This is a genomic window from Halopseudomonas pertucinogena (assembly GCF_014646575.1).
GTDB classification, from domain to species: Bacteria; Pseudomonadota; Gammaproteobacteria; order Pseudomonadales; family Pseudomonadaceae; genus Halopseudomonas; species Halopseudomonas pertucinogena.
This window is the reverse complement of sequence record NZ_BMNN01000004.1, coordinates 293,092-312,095: the sequence shown is the minus strand read 5'-3', so window position 1 is coordinate 312,095 and position 19,004 is coordinate 293,092. Positions and strand designations below refer to the sequence as shown.

The 19,004-nt window shown below is 64.1% G+C and carries 20 protein-coding genes and 1 pseudogene; 11 read left to right on the top strand and 10 right to left on the bottom strand.

Features of this window, described 5'->3' with window-relative positions; translation table 11 throughout:
* The 3 genes from IEW63_RS10985 to IEW63_RS10975 form a co-directional block, all read left to right on the top strand.
* Positions 1 to 186: electron transfer flavoprotein subunit alpha/FixB family protein (locus tag IEW63_RS10985; RefSeq protein WP_195826174.1), on the top strand; the 186-nt coding region annotated here is incomplete at its 5' end.
* 197 nt (positions 187 to 383) lie between these two features.
* Positions 384 to 1,544, top strand: coding sequence for an iron-containing alcohol dehydrogenase (locus IEW63_RS10980; protein WP_188636653.1), 1,161 nt, complete (start codon positions 384 to 386; stop codon positions 1,542 to 1,544).
* A 125-nt stretch (positions 1,545 to 1,669) separates the two neighbouring features.
* Positions 1,670 to 2,101, top strand: a complete 432-nt coding sequence (locus tag IEW63_RS10975) for an acyl-CoA thioesterase (RefSeq protein WP_188636652.1) — start codon at positions 1,670 to 1,672, stop codon at positions 2,099 to 2,101.
* Here the strand turns inward: IEW63_RS10975 and IEW63_RS10970 are convergent, their stop codons facing one another.
* The 5 genes from IEW63_RS10970 to IEW63_RS10950 all read right to left on the bottom strand — a co-directional run bounded on the left by IEW63_RS10970 (position 2,102) and on the right by IEW63_RS10950 (position 5,381).
* Complete coding sequence (locus IEW63_RS10970; RefSeq protein WP_188636651.1) at positions 2,102 to 2,962, bottom strand: crotonase/enoyl-CoA hydratase family protein; 861 nt, start codon at positions 2,960 to 2,962, stop codon at positions 2,102 to 2,104. It abuts the gene before it with no gap.
* A 223-nt stretch (positions 2,963 to 3,185) separates the two neighbouring features.
* Entirely contained in the window at positions 3,186 to 3,914 is a 729-nt protein-coding gene (gene trmB, locus IEW63_RS10965; protein ID WP_188636650.1) for a tRNA (guanosine(46)-N7)-methyltransferase TrmB, read from the bottom strand.
* Positions 3,907 to 4,707: a thiazole synthase gene (locus IEW63_RS10960; protein ID WP_188636649.1), complete on the bottom strand. Its 801-nt coding sequence runs from the start codon at positions 4,705 to 4,707 to the stop codon at positions 3,907 to 3,909. Before IEW63_RS10960 ends, trmB begins: the two co-directional genes overlap by 8 nt.
* Before the next feature lie 41 nt (positions 4,708 to 4,748).
* Positions 4,749 to 4,949, bottom strand: a complete 201-nt coding sequence (thiS, locus tag IEW63_RS10955; protein WP_188636648.1) for a sulfur carrier protein ThiS — start codon at positions 4,947 to 4,949, stop codon at positions 4,749 to 4,751.
* A gap of 60 nt (positions 4,950 to 5,009) precedes the next feature.
* The gene (locus IEW63_RS10950; RefSeq protein ID WP_188636647.1) at positions 5,010 to 5,381 is read right to left on the bottom strand and encodes a DUF423 domain-containing protein; all 372 of its coding nucleotides are present in this window, start codon (positions 5,379 to 5,381) and stop codon (positions 5,010 to 5,012) included.
* Positions 5,382 to 5,397: 16 nt separating this feature from the next.
* On the opposite strand from IEW63_RS10950, the gene mtgA reads away from it, so the two are divergent.
* A complete protein-coding gene (mtgA, locus tag IEW63_RS10945; RefSeq protein WP_188636646.1) occupies positions 5,398 to 6,201 on the top strand; it encodes a monofunctional biosynthetic peptidoglycan transglycosylase in 804 nt (267 codons plus the stop codon).
* Positions 6,202 to 6,293: 92 nt separating this feature from the next.
* Here the strand turns inward: mtgA and IEW63_RS10940 are convergent, their stop codons facing one another.
* The 4 genes from IEW63_RS10940 to IEW63_RS10925 form a co-directional block, all read right to left on the bottom strand.
* Positions 6,294 to 6,440 (bottom strand): hypothetical protein, encoded by a 147-nt coding sequence (locus IEW63_RS10940; protein WP_188636645.1) that lies wholly within the window; start codon positions 6,438 to 6,440, stop codon positions 6,294 to 6,296.
* On the bottom strand, positions 6,440 to 6,646 hold the full coding sequence (locus IEW63_RS10935) for a hypothetical protein (protein WP_188636644.1): 207 nt from the start codon (positions 6,644 to 6,646) through the stop codon (positions 6,440 to 6,442). Before IEW63_RS10935 ends, IEW63_RS10940 begins: the two co-directional genes overlap by 1 nt.
* Before the next feature lie 96 nt (positions 6,647 to 6,742).
* A complete protein-coding gene (locus IEW63_RS10930) occupies positions 6,743 to 7,789 on the bottom strand; it encodes an AraC family transcriptional regulator (protein WP_188636643.1) in 1,047 nt (348 codons plus the stop codon).
* On the bottom strand, positions 7,782 to 8,699 hold the full coding sequence (locus tag IEW63_RS10925; protein ID WP_188636642.1) for a GGDEF domain-containing protein: 918 nt from the start codon (positions 8,697 to 8,699) through the stop codon (positions 7,782 to 7,784). Before IEW63_RS10925 ends, IEW63_RS10930 begins: the two co-directional genes overlap by 8 nt.
* Before the next feature lie 402 nt (positions 8,700 to 9,101).
* Between IEW63_RS10925 and IEW63_RS10920 the strand changes: the two genes are divergently transcribed.
* The 7 genes from IEW63_RS10920 (at position 9,102) to IEW63_RS10890 (ending at position 18,693) form a co-directional block, all read left to right on the top strand.
* Positions 9,102 to 11,627, top strand: coding sequence for a TonB-dependent receptor (locus tag IEW63_RS10920; protein ID WP_188636641.1), 2,526 nt, complete (start codon positions 9,102 to 9,104; stop codon positions 11,625 to 11,627).
* A gap of 64 nt (positions 11,628 to 11,691) precedes the next feature.
* Entirely contained in the window at positions 11,692 to 13,674 is a 1,983-nt protein-coding gene (locus IEW63_RS10915) for a phytase (protein WP_188636640.1), read from the top strand.
* 10 nt (positions 13,675 to 13,684) lie between these two features.
* Positions 13,685 to 14,368, top strand: coding sequence for a protein TolQ (gene tolQ / locus IEW63_RS10910; protein ID WP_229710459.1), 684 nt, complete (start codon positions 13,685 to 13,687; stop codon positions 14,366 to 14,368).
* A gap of 3 nt (positions 14,369 to 14,371) precedes the next feature.
* Positions 14,372 to 14,812 (top strand): protein TolR, encoded by a 441-nt coding sequence (gene tolR / locus IEW63_RS10905; RefSeq protein WP_188636639.1) that lies wholly within the window; start codon positions 14,372 to 14,374, stop codon positions 14,810 to 14,812.
* A 3-nt stretch (positions 14,813 to 14,815) separates the two neighbouring features.
* Positions 14,816 to 15,628 carry an energy transducer TonB gene (locus tag IEW63_RS10900; RefSeq protein WP_188636638.1) on the top strand — a complete coding sequence of 271 codons (813 nt, stop codon included), beginning with the start codon at positions 14,816 to 14,818 and terminating at the stop codon, positions 15,626 to 15,628.
* A 10-nt stretch (positions 15,629 to 15,638) separates the two neighbouring features.
* Positions 15,639 to 17,630, top strand: coding sequence for a PhoX family protein (locus tag IEW63_RS10895; RefSeq protein WP_188636637.1), 1,992 nt, complete (start codon positions 15,639 to 15,641; stop codon positions 17,628 to 17,630).
* A 199-nt stretch (positions 17,631 to 17,829) separates the two neighbouring features.
* On the top strand, positions 17,830 to 18,693 hold the full coding sequence (locus IEW63_RS10890; protein WP_188636636.1) for a metallophosphoesterase family protein: 864 nt from the start codon (positions 17,830 to 17,832) through the stop codon (positions 18,691 to 18,693).
* A 19-nt stretch (positions 18,694 to 18,712) separates the two neighbouring features.
* Here IEW63_RS10890 and IEW63_RS10885 read toward each other — a convergent pair.
* A pseudogene (locus tag IEW63_RS10885) lies at positions 18,713 to 18,999 on the bottom strand (N-6 DNA methylase); the annotation flags it as partial.
* Between the last annotated feature and the right edge of the window lie 5 nt (positions 19,000 to 19,004).

The following is a 19,004-nucleotide window of genomic DNA, read 5'->3' as shown; positions in this document are numbered from 1 at the left end:
GTTGCGCCGCAGCTGTACATCGCCGTCGGCATCTCCGGTGCCATCCAGCACCTGGCGGGCATGAAGGACTCCAAGGTCATTGTTGCGATCAACAAGGACGAGGAGGCGCCGATCTTCCAGGTAGCCGATTACGGCCTGGTGGGCGACCTGTTCGAGATCGTACCGGAGCTGACCAGCAAGCTGTAAGGCTGCGGTTCGCTGCAAGCGGTATCACAAGGCCCCCGGCTCGGAAGAGTCGGGGGTTTTGTTTTGAGGAAGAGGGAGCGGAGCCGCCCTGCCTATAACTCAACATTCACCCCCTCCAATCCCACCCCCACGCTTGCCGCCCCGCCCCCTTGCGCCGTACAGTGAAACCTCCCCCACCCCAAGCCAGAGAGGTGCTCATGTCATCCTTCAGCTTCGCCACCACTTCCCAAATACTCTGTGAAACCGGCGCGGCCAGCCGCCTGGCACAGTTGTGCCGCGAGCGGGACGCACAGCGGGTCATGATCGTCACCGACCCCGGGATAACGAAGCTGAATCTGCTGGGCGATGTCCTGCCGGGTTTCAGTCGGACCGGCATGAGCGTGGAGGTGTTTGATCAGGTTGAGGCTGACCCGCCGGAAGCAGTGGTCATGGCCGCCGTGCGTCATGCCCGGGAAATGAATGCCCAGCTGATCATCGGTTTTGGTGGCGGCAGCTCGATGGATGTCGCCAAGCTGGTGGCCCTGTTGGCGCATCCCAATGCCACCCAGAGCCTGGCCGAGGTCTACGGCGTCGATCAGGCCAGAGGGCAGCGGCTGCCGCTGATTCAGGTTCCGACCACTGCCGGTACCGGTTCGGAAGTCACCCAGATTGCCATTATCACCACCGGCGAGACCACCAAGACCGGCGTGGTTTCACCCTTGCTGCTGCCGGATCTGGCGGTGCTGGATGCCGAGCTGACCCTGGGGCTGCCGCCGGCTGTCACTGCGGCCACCGGCATCGATGCCATGGTGCACGCGATCGAGGCCTATACCAGCAAGTCGAAGAAGAACCCGCTGTCGGACATGCTCGCCCGGGAGGCCCTGCGGCTGCTGGCCGGCAACCTCGACGAAGCGGTACACAACGGCGGCAACCGCGAGGCCCGCCAGGCCATGCTGCTGGGATCGCTGCTGGCCGGGCAGGCCTTTGCCAATGCGCCGGTGGCGGCGGTGCATGCGCTGGCCTACCCGCTGGGCGGGCACTTCCATATCCCCCATGGCCTGTCCAATGCCCTGGTGCTGCCCAGCGTGATTGCCTTCAATGCCCCGGCGGCGGAGAAGCTGTATGCGGAACTGGCGCCTTTGCTGGTGCCCGACTGCCAGCCGGGGGATGCGGCCAGCCTGACCGATCAGTTGATCACTGCTCTGTCCCAGCTGAGTCCCCGTTGCAATCTGCCCAGCCGCCTGCGCGATGCCGGCGTGCCCGAAAGCAGTCTGGAAATGCTGGCCAAGGACGCCATGCTGCAACAGCGCCTGTTGGTGAACAACCCACGGGAGGTGACCGAAGCCGATGCGCTGGCGATCTATCGGCAGGCGTACTGAGCTGATTCAGACGCGCCTGCTTCGCAGGCGATCGCCGCGGGGTTGCGGCTCCTACAGTAGGGACCCGGCAGCGGCGATCGCCCGCGGCGGGCCCGTAACATAACCTGAGCAAACCGAGACGTTCCATGACCACCAGACCACAACGCAGCGACTATCCCTATCTGCACCCCATCACCACACGCTGGCACGACAATGACATCTACGGTCACATCAACAACGTCACCTATTACGCCTACTTCGACAGCGCGGTGAACAGCTGGCTGATCAACGAAGGCGGGCTGGATATCCACCGCGGGCAGCAGGTGGCCTTTGTGGTCAGTTCCGGCTGCGACTATTTCGCGCCGATTGCCTTCCCCGAGCGGATCGAGATCGGCGTACGGGTGGCGAAGCTGGGTAACAGCTCGGTGCATTACCAGCTGGCGGTGTTCAGGGAAGGAATGGAAGAGGCCTGCGCCGCCGGACACTTCGTGCATGTGTTCGTCGAGCGCGCCGGCAACCGCTCCTGCCCGATCCCGGATGGCCCCCGGGCGGCGCTGGAGCGGCTGCTGGTGCGCTGATCACTCGAAGGGGCGCTCGTCCCACCAGGGGTAGAAGTCCGGGCGGTCCTGGCTGGGGCTAAGTCTGAACTCCGGGGCGCGCTTTTCCAGGAAGGAGCGTACGCCTTCCTTTGCGTCGTCGGATTCACCCATGAAGGCAATCGCCCGGGAATCCACTTTGTGTGCCTCCATCGGATGATCGGCGCCGAGCATGCGCCACATCAGCTGACGATTGAGCAGCGCCGACATGGGTGAGGTATTATCCGCGATCTCACGGGCCAGCTCATAGGCCGCCGGAAGCAGCTCGTCCGGCTCGTGAATGCTGCGGATCAGCCCGCCCCTGAGCGCCTCCTCGGCGCCGAACACCCGTCCGGTGTGGATCCATTCAGCCGCCTGCATCGGGCCGACCAGCCGCGGAAGGAACCAGCTGGAGCAGGCTTCCATGGTGATGCCACGGCGGGCAAAGACGAAGCCGAATTTCGCGTTGGTCGACGCCAGGCGGATGTCCATCGGCAGGGTCATGGTCACGCCGACGCCTACCGCAGCGCCATTGAAGGCGCCGATCACCGGCTTGGTACATTCGTAGATGCGCAGCGACACGGTGCCGCCGCCGTCGCGCAGATCAGCACCTTCGGGCTGGTCGGTGCGGGTATGGCGGTTGAAGGTGTCACCGCCCTTCTCCAGATCGGCACCGGCGCAGAAGGCACGACCGGCGCCGGTCATTACGATCACCCGCACGGCGTCATCGGCATCGGCCGCATCGAAGGCGGTGATCAGCTCGCGGCGCATCGGCCCGTTGAAGGCGTTCATGCGCTCGGGGCGGTTGAGGGTCAGGGTAAGGATGCCGTCCTGCACCTGGTAGTCGAGGGTTTCGAATTGCATGGTGACTCCGCAGATTGTTGTTCTGGATGGAGCCAGTGTAGAAAGCACGAAGCGGGCTGACCATGACAGTCAGCAAGGGCTATGGAGCGTCATAGGTGGCAGGCATGTGCCAGGGGCGGAAGAGCGGATGGCCGCACCGCCGGGTTTCATCCCAGCCATGGGTTCGGCGCATCCGCGCTGGTCGAGATGGAACTCGACGGGGCAGCCACCTGCCTTCCGGCGGTCAGTCGATGCGTTCGAACTTCAGATCCCAGACACCATGCCCGAGGCGCTCGCCGCGTTTCTCGAACTTGGTCACCGGACGCTCGTCCGGACGGGGAATGAAGGTGCCGTCAGCGGCCTGGTTGCGGTAACCGGGCGCGGCGCTCATCACCTCCAGCATCTGCTCGGCGTAATGCTCCCAGTCGGTCGCCATGTGCAGCACACCGCCCACCTTCAGCTTGCGCCGCACCAGCTCGGCAAACGCCGGTTGCACGATGCGCCGCTTGTTGTGCTTCTTCTTGTGCCAGGGGTCGGGGAAGAACAGCAACAGGCGGTCGAGGCTGGCGTCGGGGATAGCCTGATTGAGCACTTCGATGGCGTCACAATCATATACCCGCACGTTGCTCAGGCCGGCATTGAGCAGGCCGTTGAGCAGCGCGCCGACGCCGGGGCGGTGCACTTCAATGCCAATGAAATCCTGCTCCGGTGCGGCTTGGGCCATCTCCAGCAGAGAGTGCCCCATGCCGAAGCCGATCTCCAGCGTACGCGGCGCCTGACGGCCGAATACCGCATCCAGATCCAGCGGGCCATCGGCCAGGTTCAGGCCATACAGCGGCCAGCCCTTCTCCACGCCCCGCTGCTGCCCTTCGGTCATGCGCCCGGCGCGCATCACGAAGCTGCGGATGGTGCGGCGCGGCTGGCCGTCTTCGTTCTGCTCTGGCAGCTGCTGGTTCTCGTTCACGTCACTCATTTCCGACAAAGGTACCTTCCCAGGGAGAAGAGGCGGCGGCATACAGGCGACGCGGCATGCGGCCCGCCAGATAAGCGCCGCGGCCGGCCAGCACCGCATGCTTCATGGCCTCGGCCATCAGCACCGGCTTCTGCGCACCGGCAATCGCGGTATTCATCAACACCCCGGCACAACCCAGCTCCATGGCAATGGCGGCGTCGGAGGCAGTACCCACACCGGCATCGACCAGAATCGGCACAGTGGCCTCCTCCAGGATAATGCGCAAGTTGTACGGGTTGCAGATGCCCAGCCCGGAACCGATCAGGCCGGCCAGCGGCATCACCGCCACGCAGCCGATTTCGGCCAGCTGGCGGGCGATGATCGGGTCATCGCTGGTATACACCATGACATCGAAGCCTTCCCTGACCAGCACCTCGGCGGCCTTGATGGTCTCGACCACGTTGGGGTACAGCGTCTTCTGATCCGCCAGCACTTCCAGCTTGACCAGATTGCGGCCATCCAGCAACTCGCGGGCCAAGCGGCAGGTGCGCACCGCATCCTCGGCGGTGAAGCAGCCGGCGGTGTTGGGCAGGATGGTGTAGCGATCCGGGGGCACCACATCGAGCAGATTGGGCTCGCCGGGATTCTGGCCGATATTGGTGCGGCGGATGGCAACGGTCACGATCTCGGCGCCGGAGGCTTCGATCGCCTGCCGGGTTTCTTCCATGTCCTTGTATTTGCCGGTGCCCACCAACAGGCGGGAACGGTAACGCACGCCAGCAATTTCCAGGGCGTCTTGTTGTATCTGTGTCATGGTCTTCTCCGCAGGGCCAGAGCGGGGCTGCGTCTGTCGCGCTAGCCGCCACCAATGGCGTGGACGATCTCGACTCGGTCACCGTCGTTCAGACGTGTGTCGGCATACTGGCTACGCGGCACTATCTCCAGATTCAGCTCGATGGCCAGTCGCTTGCCGGTCAATCCCAGCTGCTCGACCAGTTCGGCCAGGCTGATGGAGGAATCGAGGGGATGGGCTTCGCCATTCAACTTGATCTGCATGAAACAACTCGATGAGGGGTGAATCGGTCGGTAATGATAGCGTGAAATGGGTAGGGCTGACTATTTTACAGTCAGCGCAGCCACGCCAAAACACACCCAGCCCAGCAAAAAACACAGCCCACCCATGGGCGTGACCATGCCCACGCGCCAGCCGGCCAGGGCCATCAGATAAAGGCTGCCGGAGAACAGCAGTATGCCCAGCACGAACAGACCACCGGACGCCTTGAACAACGGACTGTCGGGCTGGCGCAGCAACAACAGACCGACGCCGATCAGCGCAGCGGTGTGCCACAGCTGGTACTGCACGCCGGTCTGGAACACCGACAGCATGCCCTCTGGCAAGCGGCTACGCAGACCATGGGCGGCGAAGGCACCCAGCGCCACGCCGGTGAAACCACTCAGTGCTGCCAGCAACAGAAAGACCCTGGCCATCAAAACCTCTCCCCGGATGTTTATACTACGGCGGATTCTACACCAGCCCACGCAACCGGTAGACAGGCCCACCGTGAAGAGCATTCTGCGCAAGACCCTCAAATGGCTACTGATACTGCTGCTGATCAGCCTGCTGCCGGTGATCCTGCTGCGCTGGGTACCGGTGCCCGGTTCCATGCTGATGGTCGAGCGCTGGCTGCAGAGCGGTGACCAGCCCTTCGAACTGCAGCACCGCTGGACGCCCTACGAACAGCTGCCGGACAGCCTGAAGATGGCAGTCATCGCCGCCGAGGATCAGCGCTTTGCCGAGCACCACGGCTTCGACCTCAAGGCCATCCGCGCCGCGATACGTCACAATGAGCGCGGCGGCAGCCTGCGCGGTGCCAGCACCCTGAGCCAGCAGGTGGCCAAGAATCTGTTTCTCTGGTCCGGGCGCAGCTGGCCGCGCAAGGGACTGGAAGCCTGGTTCACTCTGGCGCTGGAAACCCTGTGGCCCAAGCAGCGGATTCTTGAGGTCTATCTGAATATTGTCGAATGGGATGAGGGGGTATTCGGAGCGGCGGCGGCAGCACAGCATCATTTTGGCGTAGCGCCGGGCGTGCTGTCCGACCAACAGGCCGCACAACTGGCTGCGGTCCTACCCAATCCACGACGCTGGAGCGCCGCCAGCCCACCACCCCAGGCGCTGCAGCGCAGCCAGTGGATCCGTAAGCAGAGCCGACAACTGGGCGGTGCGCATTATCTGCGGCAGATGGAGAAAGGCGGAGAGTGGCCGCAGTGGCTACGGCTGAAGTACTGGCAAGACAAGGTAGCGGAATAGCTGGGGTTGGCGAGCCGCGCTCGCCGACGGAGTGGCCCGCTGGCATGGTACAGAAACGGCGGGGCCGCTGAATCAGCGGCCCCGTGCATGCCTTAAGCGGCTTTTTTCGCAGCCTTTTTCAGGGCCTTGATTTTCTTCTCTTGCTTCTCGACCTTGGCTTCGCGGACCTTGATCTCCTGCTTGATGGATTTGACCTTCTTGTCAACTTTCTTGTCGGCTACTTTAGCTTTCTTGGACATTATTCTGTCTCCTTGAGAATTCCCGGCTGTTCAGTCGCTTCATGCTTTTTGATGAACTTGCGAATGAACTGCCTGATTTCGCGAGCAGCGGTCGTATCCAGCTGTTCGCACAACTCCACGAACTGCTCACGCTCTGCACTGCTGATACGAATCAGCAACTGACTGTCTTTCTTGTTGGATTTCACTTTTCTGGGTTTGTCTGACATGGGCGCGCTCACACAAAAAATGCTATCTCAGCAAGGAAAATATCTACAATGTATATACATTATATATCATTGTCAAATATATCCGAGCTGATGACCTCAGGCTTCACCCGTCAGCCAGTCCCGCAGCTCGCTGGGCAGCAGGCCGGTCCAGCGCCGCAGGGAGCGGCGGAAATTGGCCCGGTCGGTGAAGTTGAGGTAGTCGGCCACCTGGTCGCTGGAGTAGCCACGGCTCTGGTACAGCTCCATGGCCATGCTCGAGCGGGCCTGGTCCAGTTGCTCCTGAAAGCCGGTGCCGTGCTTGTACAGCTTGCGCTTGAGGGTCGCCGGGCTCATATGGAAGTCCTCAGCCACCGCCTCCAGTCGCAACGGCTGGCGTAAACGCTCGCGCAGGTAATCATGCAGGCTATCCAGCAGACTCTGCGGGGCGGGCAGCTGCGCCAGCATGGCCACGCCCTGCTGTTCGGCAACCTGACCGGCGGTGGCCGAAGCGCCCGGCCAGGGGCGATGCAGATAATCCCGGGGCAGGCACATCTGGTTCAGCGGGCTGGCAAAGCGCAGTTGCTCACCCAGATGCACCCAGTACTGTTCGCTGTAGCGCGGCCGGGCATGACTCAGGTGGAACACCCAGGGCAGACGCTGGCCGGATAACCACTGGCTCATGCCGGTGACCGCCGCCATGCCCGCCTCGATCAGGAATACCCGCTGGCTGCCTGCGCCGAAGCTGTCGCCCCAGTCCAGCCAGACATGCTGCTCATCCAGCCGCAGGCGCAACCGCAGCAGCGGCCACAGCAGGGTCTGCAGGCGCACCAGCCGCTCCAGCGCCTCCTGCAGATTGGCGGCATGACTCAGGGCATGGCTGGCCTCACCGTAATGGCCAGGCAGCCATTGCTGGCCCAGCAGGAAGCTGGTGTCGTCGGCCTGCATCTGCTGCTGCACATTGCCGATCAGCCGCAGGAACTGCTGTGGTGCAATCCGCTGATCGCCGGTGAGAATGTCCTCATGGAACAGTCCGGTGCCCTGCAGCAGCCGGTGGATATTCACCCCACGGGCCAGCGCCAGATCGATCAGGCTCGCGGGCTGGTAATGCGCCGGAATGAAGCGCGAATCGCACTCCAACCAACTGTCCGACAGCTGCCTAGGCATGCTGCACCATCAGACTCTGCCGGGCACGGGCCAGACCGATATGCAGCCGCTCCAGCAGGGTTTCCGTATCCTCGTCCCGGGCCATCAGTGCCATCACGCTGGCAGACAGCTCGATACGCTCGCCGTGGCGGCTGCTCTTGTAGGCCAGGCACCGCACCGCATCGCGCAGCTCTCCCGCCAGCACCTGTGCCTGACGCTCGCCGGTATGCGGCAGTATCACCACGAACCTGTCACCCGCCAGGCGGCACAGCAGGTCATGCTGACGCAGGTTGAGCAGCAGCAGCTGGGTCAGCACCTGCAGCAGTCGATCCCCTTCGGCATGCCCGTATTCACGGTTGATGCGGCTGAATGAATCCATATCCAGCATGATCAACGATACCGGCTGACGGTTTTCCGCTGCCTCGTTGAGCGCCAGTTGCAACTGCGCTCGCAGGTAGTTGGCGTCGCCCAGCGGAGTGACCTTGTCGAACTGACGATGCTCGCGGAACAGCCGCTCGCGGTTGCGCATCTGCTCGTTGATCGCCAGTTGCTCCCGGTGCCAGTGGAAGATGCCCAGGGTCATCAGCACGAAGCCCACCGGCATGGGCCCGGACTCCAGCCAGCCGTCCCAGCTCACCGCATCGGGCAGAGCGATGAACTCGTCCACGGTATCCATGAACAGACTGAAGAACAGGCAGCCCAGCCCGAAGAACAGCAGGTTGGTGACAAAACCCGCCGGGCGACTCTTGAGCAGCAGGCCGATCCACACCAGCAGCAATACCGCCGAGCCGCCCTCACCGGCGATATCCAGCCAGTCCCACAGCGCCACCGGCTTGATTTCGCCCGCCATGAGATGCAGCAGCAAGCCGGTATTGGCCGCCACCAGCAGGCCGACCAGCTTGAAACGATGCATGCTCAGCATGGATGTCATTCGGCTTTCCTCCTTTATCTGCCCGCCAGCTAACCAGCAGTTGATGACAATCCGGTTGCAGGGGTGGGGGGTCATATCGGCTCAGGGCAGTTACCGGCGGATGGGGCCATGGATTGCCATGTCGCTGCGCTCCTCGCAATGACGTGGAAGTACAAGGTGTCCGCTCCGTGCTGCCGCCCCTGCCGTCATTGCGAGCCCGCAGGGCGCGGCAATCCATAGGGGCAGCATCTGAAAGATCCATCACACAGGGTCAAATCAGCTCAAAATCGGACTTTTCCCATCCAGATAGGGGCTTTTAACGCCCGTTAGCCCCAACATGGTCACAGAACTGACATCTGTCCTGCCTAACCTGCACTCCCAGGACGGCCCCGCAGAGGCCGCATTTATCCAGGGAGAACCACCATGTCCGTGCAACACGCCCCGATCCGGAGCCCCGGGCTCCGCCTCAGCGCACTGGCGCTGGCCATTACCGCAAGCGCCTCACTGCAGGCGCAGCAAGCACAGCCCGAAGTGGTCGACGTGATCGGCCAGGCCGCACAACTCGAGCAGGCGCTGGATGATCAGCGCCGCGCCAACACCATCAAGAGCGTGGTGCACGCCGATGCCATCGGTCAGTTGCCGGACGACAACGCCGCCGAGGCCCTGCAGCGCATTCCCGGCCTGTCGGTCGAGCGCGACCAGGGCGAAGGCCGCTTTGTGCGGGTCCGCGGACTGGGCTCGGATCTGAACAGCGTGACCATCAACGGTACCCTGGTGCCGGCCCCCGAGGACGACCGCCGGGCGGTGGCCATGGACGTACTGCCCAGCGAACTGGTGCAGTCGCTGTCAGTGGTCAAGACCCTGACCCCGGACATGGACGCCAACTCCCTGGGCGGCACCATCGAGGTGGAAAGCCTGTCGGCCTTCGACCATGACGGCCTGTTCTACAGCCTCAGCGCCGAAGGCAGCCACGACGAGAATACCGGCAAGGAAAGCCCCAAGCTGTCCGGTGCTTTCAGCAACCGCTTCAGCATCGGCGACGGCGTGGACAACTTCGGCATCGCCACCGCCTTCAGCTGGCAGGAACGCAAGTTCGGCTCGGACAACGTCGAGACCGGCGGTGCCTGGGATTTCGATGACGACAACCGGCTGGAGGAAGTGGAGCAGCGCCGCTACGACATCACCCGGGAGCGCACCGGCCTGGGTCTGAACCTGGACTACCGTCCGGACGAACACAGCGAGGTCTGGTTCCGCAGTCTGTACAGCCGCTACAAGGATGATGAGATCCGTCAGGCCCTGGTGACCGAGTTCGCCGACCCGCAACTGCCCGGTGAGCTGGGCGATGCCGAGGCAGTGCGTGAACTCAAGGCCCGGGAAGAAACCCAGAAGGTCATGAGCTTCGTGTTCGGTGGCAAGCGCCAGCTCGGCGACTGGGGCATCAGCGCCCAGGCCGGTTACAGCAAGGCCGGTGAGGACAGCCCCGGCGGTATCGGCAATGCTGCCTTCGAGGCCGACGATGACTTCACCGGCGTCGGTTACGGCAGCGCCCGCAAGCCGCGCATCCGCGCCGACCAGGCGCTGTACGACGCCAACAACTTCAGCCTGACCGAGGTCGAGTGGGAAAAGCAGGACACCACCGATACCGAGAAGAACATCAAGCTCGACCTGACCCGCGACTTCCAGTTCAGCGGCCTGCCCTCGCAGCTGGCCTTCGGCGGCAAGCTCAGCCGCCGGGAAAAGGACAACGATCTGGACGTCTGGGTCTACGAGGACTTCGATGAGCTGGGCTTTACCGACCAGCAGCTGAACCTGTCGCAGTTCAGCCGGGGCAGCACCGACTATGGTCTGGGCCGCTTCGGCCCGCGCATTTCCGACAGCGCGGTGAAGAACCTGATCAGCGGTCTGGATCGGGCGGACTTCTACGATGAGGAGGAGTCGCGCATCAACGACTTCACCATCGAGGAGGACATCAACGCCGCCTATGTGATGAACACCCTGGATATCGACGACCTGCGCATCATCGCCGGTCTGCGCTACGAGAGCACCCGCCTCAAGGCCCGGGGCACCGGTCTGGATCAGGGCGATTTCGTGGCCAACAACACCAGCGAGAAATACGACCACTGGCTGCCCGGTCTCCACGCCATCTACCAGCTCAACGACAGCACCCAGATCCGCGCCGCCTGGACCAACAGCGTGGTGCGTCCAACCTTCGGCCAGCTGTTCCCCGGTTTCGTGCTGGATGACGACGAGGCGGAGTTCGGCAACCCCAACCTCAAACCCATGGAGTCGAGCAACTTCGACCTGGGTATCGAGCACTACATGGGCCGTGCCGGTGCGGTGTCCGCCTTCCTGTTCTACAAGGACATCGACCACTTCGTCTACACCGCCGACATCGCCGGTACCGGTGACTATGTGGGCTTCAGCGAGGCGATCACCTCGCTCAACGGCGACAGCGCCAAGGTCTACGGTCTGGAGCTGGCTTACTCGCAGAAGTTCAGCTGGCTGCCCGCCCCATGGAACGGCCTGCTGCTCAATGCCAACACCACCTTCACCAGCTCCGATGCGGATATCGAGCAGTTCGACCCGGATCTGGGTGCCATGCGTAGCCGCAGTATCCGCCTGCCCGGCCAGTCGGATGTTACCGGCAACCTGACCGTCGGCTGGGAGAACGACAAGCTCAGCCTGCGCCTGTCGACCAACTACAAATCCAACTACTTGGATGAGGTCGGCGACGTGCTCGACTCACGCTACGACTACAAGGTGGACGACCAGCTGTTTGTCGACTTCAGCGCCAGCTACTTCCTGCGCGACAACCTGCAGCTGTTCTTCGAGGCGCAGAACCTGACCGACGAATCCTATTACGTCTACACCGGCAAGCGCCGCTACAACAGCCAGTACGAGGAATACGGCCCCAGCTACAAGCTCGGCCTGACCCTGACCCACTTCTGACCTGCTGCCCGGGCCGCCCCAGCGTGGCCCGGGCACTTTGTACACCTGACCAGACGGACGCACCATGCCCCACGGATTTCGCCTCACCCCACTGGCCGCCCTGGCCCTGACTGGCCTGCTGGCCGCCTGCTCCGCCGACCCCGGGCCGGGCGCTGACAGCCGCCCCACCCCTCAAGCCAGCAGTGCAGCCGCCAGCACCCCGCAGCCACCACAGCTACAAGCCTGGACTCCGGCCAGCGCCAGCCGCGCCGAATCCTGGCTGCTGCTGGACCACGACCAGCGCCTGGCCGCCGACGCCGAAGGCATCTGGCTGCTGGATGCCGACGGCCAGCAGCAGGCCCGCCACCCCGGCAACTTCTACACCCTGGATGCCCGCCGCCACGGCGAGCGACTGCTGATCGCCAGCACCCACACCGCCAGCCAGCAACCGACCCTGTTAGTGGCCGATGCGGCCAACCTGCGGGTGCACCAGCAACTGGTACTGCCCGCCAGCGACTACCGCATCGAGAACCTGTGTCTGTATCAGGACGAGTCGGCCAACCTGCACCTGTTCATCATCGGTGAGGAAGGCATGGGCGACCAGTGGCTGGTGGCCAGCCCGGATGGCCTGCTGAACAACGCCGCCCATGTGCGCACCCTGCGCCTGCCGCCGGAAAGCGAACACTGCGCGGTGGATGACCAGCAGCACCTGCTGTATGTCAGCGAGGAAAGTGTCGGCATCTGGGCCTACGGTGCCCACCCGGAGGCGGAACAGAGCCGCCAGCCGGTGGACATGGTCACGCCCTTTGGCCAGTTGCAGGAGATGGTCGCCGGGCTGGCGGTGGTTCCCGGTGGCCTGCTGGCACTGGACGCCGACGCCCGCCAGTTGCATGCCTATCAGTTGACCGAGGACGGCTGGCACAGCCTGCCGCCGCAGCCGCTGTCCGGCACCACCGAGCCGGAACGCCTGACCGCCCGCAGCCATGACCAGCAGAGCCAACAAGCCCAGCAGGTCGACCTGCTGCTGGTCGATGGCGATGACGGCAGCCTGTATCAGACCCGCATCAACTGGTCGGCCAGCGCCCGGCCCGCCGCAGCCGAGATGCCGGTCGTGCTGCCCAGCGTGCAGACCGATCCGATTCCCAGCCCCGGCGATGCCGCCGATGACCCGGCAATCTGGCTGCACCCGAGCGACCCTGCCCAGTCCCGGGTGCTGGGCACCGACAAGCGCAACGGCCTGGCGGTCTACGACCTGCAGGGTCGCCAGCTGCAGTATCTGGCCAGCGGTCGGCTGAACAATGTCGATGTGCGCCACGGCTTCCAGCTCGGCGCGGCGCGGGTGGATCTGGCGGTGGCCAGCAACCGCGACCACAACAGTCTGCAGGTATTTGCCATCGACCCGGCCAGCGGCCAGCTCAGCGAACTGGGCCAGATCGCCACCGAACTGGATGAGATCTACGGTCTGTGCATGGCCCAGAGCAGCAACGGCGTCATCTATGCCATCGCCAACGACAAGGACGGGCGTTTTGTGCAATACCGCCTGGACGGCAGTCAGGGCGAACTGCGCGGCCAGCTGGTACGCGAGTTTGCCGTCGCCACCCAGCCCGAAGGCTGCGTGGTGGATGACCTGCGCCAGCGCCTGTTCATCGGCGAGGAAGGCGAAGCGGTCTGGGCACTGGCTGCCGCTGAGGATGCCTCCACCGAGATGACCCGGGTGATCAGCGTCGGCGGGGCGATCGAGGCCGATATCGAGGGGCTGGCCCTCTATCAGCATCCGGAGCAGCCCTATCTGGTGATCTCCAGTCAGGGTAACGACAGCTATGTGCTGGTCGATGCCGAACCGCCCTATCAACTGCGCGGCAACTTCCGCATCGGCCTGAACAGTGCGCTGGGTATTGATGGCGTGTCGGAGACCGACGGACTGGAGGTCACCTCCGCCAATCTCGGCGGGCCGTGGGCCCAGGGCATGCTGATGGTGCAGGACGGCCGCAAGCGCCTGCCCGAAGGCAATCAGAACTACAAATACGTGCCCTGGCAGAGCATTGCCGACGCACTGCAACTGGATTGAGGAAACCACCATGTCCGACTCCCCCAACATGTCCCCCTGGACACTGATCGCCGAAGCCAGCCTGCTGGTCCAACTGGTCATGCTGATCCTGGTACTGGCCTCGCTGATCTCCTGGTTCCTGATCATCCAGCGCAGCAGCCTGATGGGTAGCGCCCGGCGCTCGCTGACGCGCTTCGAGCGCAGCTTCTGGTCCAAGGACACCGACCTTGGCCAGATGTACCAGCAACAGCAGGCCGACAGCTCCGGCGTGGAGGGCATCTTCCACGCCGGTTACAGCGAGTTTGCCCACCTGCGCGAGCAGCAGAGTGAGCCGGAAGCAGTGATGGAAGGCGTGCAGCGGGCCATGCGCATCGCCATCGCCCAGGAAGAGGAGCGGCTGGAAAAGCATCTGCCGTTCCTCGCCACGGTCGGCTCGGTCAGCCCCTATATCGGCCTGTTCGGCACCGTGTGGGGCATCATGAACTCCTTTATCGGCCTGTCCCAGACCCAGCAGGCCACCCTGGCGGCGGTGGCCCCGGGCATTGCCGAGGCGCTGATCGCCACCGCCATCGGCCTGTTCGCGGCGATTCCGGCGGTGATCGCCTACAACCGCTTTGCCGCCCGCGCCGAGGGTCTGATCAACCGCTACTACAGCTTCGCCGAACAGTTCTCCGCGCTGCTGCACCGGCGTCTGCACAGCCGGACGGGGCAGTAAGCCATGCGCCCGCAACGCAGAAGGCTGCGGCCCAATTCGGAAATGAACGTGGTGCCCTATATCGACGTGATGCTGGTGCTGCTGGTGATCTTCATGGTCACTGCGCCCATGCTCACCCAAGGTGTGCAGATCGAACTGCCCAAGGTCGCCAGCGAAGCCCTGGCCAATGACGATCCTCTCAATATTGTCACCTTGTCCATCGATGATCAGGGCAACTACCACTGGAACGAAGGCGACACGGTCAACACCGAGCAGTACAGCGACAGCAGCAGCTCACTGGAAGAGATGCGCCAGCGCATCACTGCCCTGGTCGCCGCCCGGCCCGAGACCCAGGTGTTCATCCGTGCCGACCGCCACGCCGATTACGGACTGGTGATCGAAGGCATGGCCGCGCTGCAACAGGGCGGTATCACCCGGCTGGGCCTGATTACCGAGGCACCCTGACGCATGAACGATCTGATCCCGACCAGCCCCCGCCCACGTCCCTGCCAGCCGCGCAGCTGGCTGCTGCCAATGGTCGCCACCCTGGCCCTGCACACCGCTGCCGCCTGGGGCCTGTACGCCAGCTGGTCACCCGAGCCCCCGGCCGGTCACAACCAGCCGGTGATGATCACCCAACTGGTCACCCTGCCCGCTCCTGCCCCCGAGCCAGAACCGGTGCCGCCACCGGCAGTGGAACCGGTGGCCGTGGACCCCGAGCCCACGCAGATTGAGGAGCCGCAGGTCGACCACGCCGCCATCGCCCGCAAGCGCCTGGAAGAACAGCAGCAGAAAGAACACAAGGAACGCGAAGCGCAGCAGCGGCTGGCCGAGCAGCGCAGGCAACAGGAGCAGGAACGGGAACGCCAGCAACAGCTGGCCCGGGAGCAGCAGGAGCGCGAACGGGCCGAACAGCAGGCATTGGCCGAGCAGCAGCGCCAGGCCGCCGAAGCCCAGGCCAGAGCCAATGCCGAAGCCGCCCGACGCGCCGCCGAAGCGGCGGCCATCGCCCAGTACCAGCCGATCAGCAAACAGCCACCGAGTTACCCGAGACGTGCGCTGGATCGCGGTCTGGAAGGCGACTGCACGGTAATCTACACGGTCACCCGGGAAGGCCGGGTCAAGAATCCCCAGGTGGTCGAAGGTGCCTGTGACGACCCCCTGTTCGAGCGCCCGTCACTGACCGCCGCCCGCAGCTTCCGCTACCAGCCACGGCTGATCGACGGCCAGCCGGTAGACGTGCCCGGCATCCGCAACACCTTCCGCTACCGCATTCAATAAGGACAGCAGCATGAGACAGGAACATCAGCATTACCACGCCGACCTGCAGGCGCTGGACGACCGCTGCCTCAACCCCAGCCAGGCCGCCGACCTGAACAGCATCATTAACCGCAGCCGCCGTCAGGTACTCAAGGGCGGTCTGGCGCTGGCAGCCATCGGCCTGTTCGGCACCAGCCTGCTCGGTTGCCAGCGCAGCAGCGCGCCAGCAGCCAGCCCACTGCTGGGCTTCAGCGGAGTAGCGGCGCAGACCGCAGCCGACTTCGACCGGGTGCTGGTGGCCGAGGGTTACCGCGCCCAGCCGTTCTTCAGCTGGGGCGATGCGGTCTTGGACAATGCCCCGACCTGGCGCGAGGACGCCTCCCAGGATTGGCAGGCACAACTGCTGCAGGCCGGTGACAACCATGACGGCATGCACTTCTTCCCCTTCGAGCAGGCACCCAATGACCATGGCCTGCTGGTGATCAACCACGAGTACATCAACCCGACCCTGCATACTGACGGCTTCCGCTATACCGACCTGGCCGATGGCCGCCGCCAGCGCCCCGTCGATCAGGTGCGCAAGGAGCAGGCTGCCCACGGGGTCAGCGTGCTGGAGATCCGCCGCAGTGCCGACGGCCAGTGGCAACGGGTGGCCGGCTCACGCTACCACCGGCGTATCAGCGCCATGACGCCGATGGCCATCAGCGGCCCGCTGCGTGGCGATCCACGCATGCGCACCGCCAGTGATCCAACCGGCACCCGGGTGCTGGGCACCCTGAACAACTGCTCCATGGGCGTCACCCCCTGGGGCACCTACCTGACCTGTGAAGAGAACTTCCACAACTACTTCGTCAACCGCAACGCCGCCGACCACGCCACCCGCCCGACCCACCAGCGCTACGGCATCGGCAACGGCCAGCGCAGCGCCTACTACGCCTGGGAATCGGTGGACGAGCGCTTCGACGCCACCCCGGATGACAACCAGCCCCACCAGGGCCAGGTCAACGAACCCCATCGCTTCGGCTGGGTGGTGGAAATCGATCCCTTCGACCCGGACAGCATGCCGATCAAACGCACCGCCATGGGCCGTCTCAGCCGGGAATGTGCGGTGGTCTCGCTCGGCGAGGACGGGCGCATGGCTATCTACTCCGGCGACGACGCCCGGGGCGAGTACGTGTGGAAGTTCGTGCCCGACGGCCGCCATGACCCAGCCAACCCGGCCAACCCGGCCGCCAGCCGTCAGCTGCTGGACAGCGGCACCCTATACGCCGCCCGTTTCAACGAGGACGGCAGCGGCCAGTGGCTGCCACTGATCTGGGGCGAGCAGGGTCTGACTCCGGCCAACGGCTTTGCCGATCAGCAGGCGGTACTGCTCAACGCCCGGGGCGCCGCTGACCTGCTCGGTGCCACGCCCATGGATCGCCCGGAATGGGTCGCGGTGCATCCCGACAGCCGCGAGGTCTACATCACCCTGACCAACAACCGCGAGCGCGGTGAACGCTTCCCGCTGCACCCGGCCAACCCCAGACCGAATAATCAGCACGGGCAGATAGTGCGCTGGCGCGAGGCCAACGCCGACCCGGCTGCCACTACCTTCGAGTGGGACGTATTCCTGCTCGCCGGTGACCAGCCCGGAGCGCTGGACGCCGAGGGTCAGCCGCTGCCAGATAACCTGATCGGTAATATCCGCGGCGATATCTTCTCCTCCCCGGACGGGCTGGCTTTCGACGGTGCCGGGCGGCTGTGGATCCAGACCGACTCCGACGAGGAAGCCGCACACACGGTCAACACCGGCTGTAACCAGTTGCTGTGCGCCGATCCGCAGAGCCGGGAAGTCCGCCGCTTCCTGGTCGGCCCAAGAGGCGCGGAAATCACCGGCATCACCTGGACCCCGGACTACCGCACCCTGTGGGTCAACATCCAGCATCCCAAACTCAGCTACCCCGCCAGCGACGGCCACAGCCGCCCCCGCTCCACCACGCTGGTCATCACCCATGAGGATGGCAGAGTGATCGGCAGCTGACAGTACGTGGACGAGCTGGTGCTCGTCCCTCCCAGGCCCTGGAGTGCCGAGTTCCACCTCGGCAACCTGGGGTTATAACCAACACACCCTGTCGAGCCGGATCTCGACACCCCCGGGAACGTCGAACACCACGGGCCGCGATCGGACTCGATGAGCGCCCCAAACCAGACACCAACCACCACCAGACCAAGGAACCACCATGAACCTCCGCACCCTGCTCCCCACCCTGCTGCTGGCCGCCAGCACCTTGACCCCAGCCCTCACCCAGGCCGCCGACCCGGTGCTGCGCTTTGCCATCCTCGGCGACGCCGAACCCAAGCCCAAGGCCGAATTCCCCGGCTTGGCCGCCGCCGTCGGCCATGTCAATCACCTGACCGATACTCTGGATCTGGACTTTGTCATCGGTGTCGGTGACATCGCACACAAGGGTACCGAGCTGCAGTATCAGGCCGTCACCCCGGTATTGCAGCGCCTGGCGCTGCCCTTCTACCCGATCATGGGCAACGAGGAACACGGCTCCACTGTTGAACGCTACATGCACTACGCCCAACTGTGGAATCAGGACAAGGTCGAGCTGGAAGGGCCACGTTATGTGCTGGAATTCGAGCAACTGGCACTGGTCATGGCGTCGCCGGATGCAGGTCGCGACTTTGACGACACGGGTGTAGCCTGGATCAGCCAGCAGATCGAGCAGCTGCAGCCCAAACCGGTCCTCTTGGTGGTGCATGGCGCCCCCGCCGGTACCTTCCCCGAGCGGGCCGACAAGGGCATTCACCACCCCGGCTTCGCCGACATAGTGGCGCAGCCGAATCTGGTGGGCATGATCTCCGGCGACCTGCATATGGACCTGGAGCGCAGTGATCACTCGAAACAGGTCGATGGCGTGCACCATCTGCATATCCCCGCGCTGGAACGCACCAAGATCCCGGACGAAGACCACCACGTACCGATGTTCCGCGTATTGACAGTGATGGACGATGATCAGGTGGTAGTGGACACCTACCAGGTCGGACTGGATGGGCCGTTGGAGCGGCATGATTATCGGTTCAGCCTGAAACGATAAGCGACACACGAGGAACAGGGATCAACGCACGCGGGGTGAAGTACTGGCCAGCGCCGAATTTGGTTTCGCTGGTTCTTTTCCAAGAGACCTTCGTACAGGTCGCCCAGGCGGTGTCCTTCAGTGCACTGAACCAGTCGATCTGGTCCAGTGCCTCGATCAGGTCGTCATGCACCAGCTTGCCGTCCGCATCCCTGCCGGTGGACAGGCTGAGCGGGATGCGTTTGTAATCGTTGAGCAAATTGATGCCGTCGTCGCGGAGGACGTCGCAGAGGTTCAGGGTTTCTGGACGATATCGTTTTGTGTCATGGATC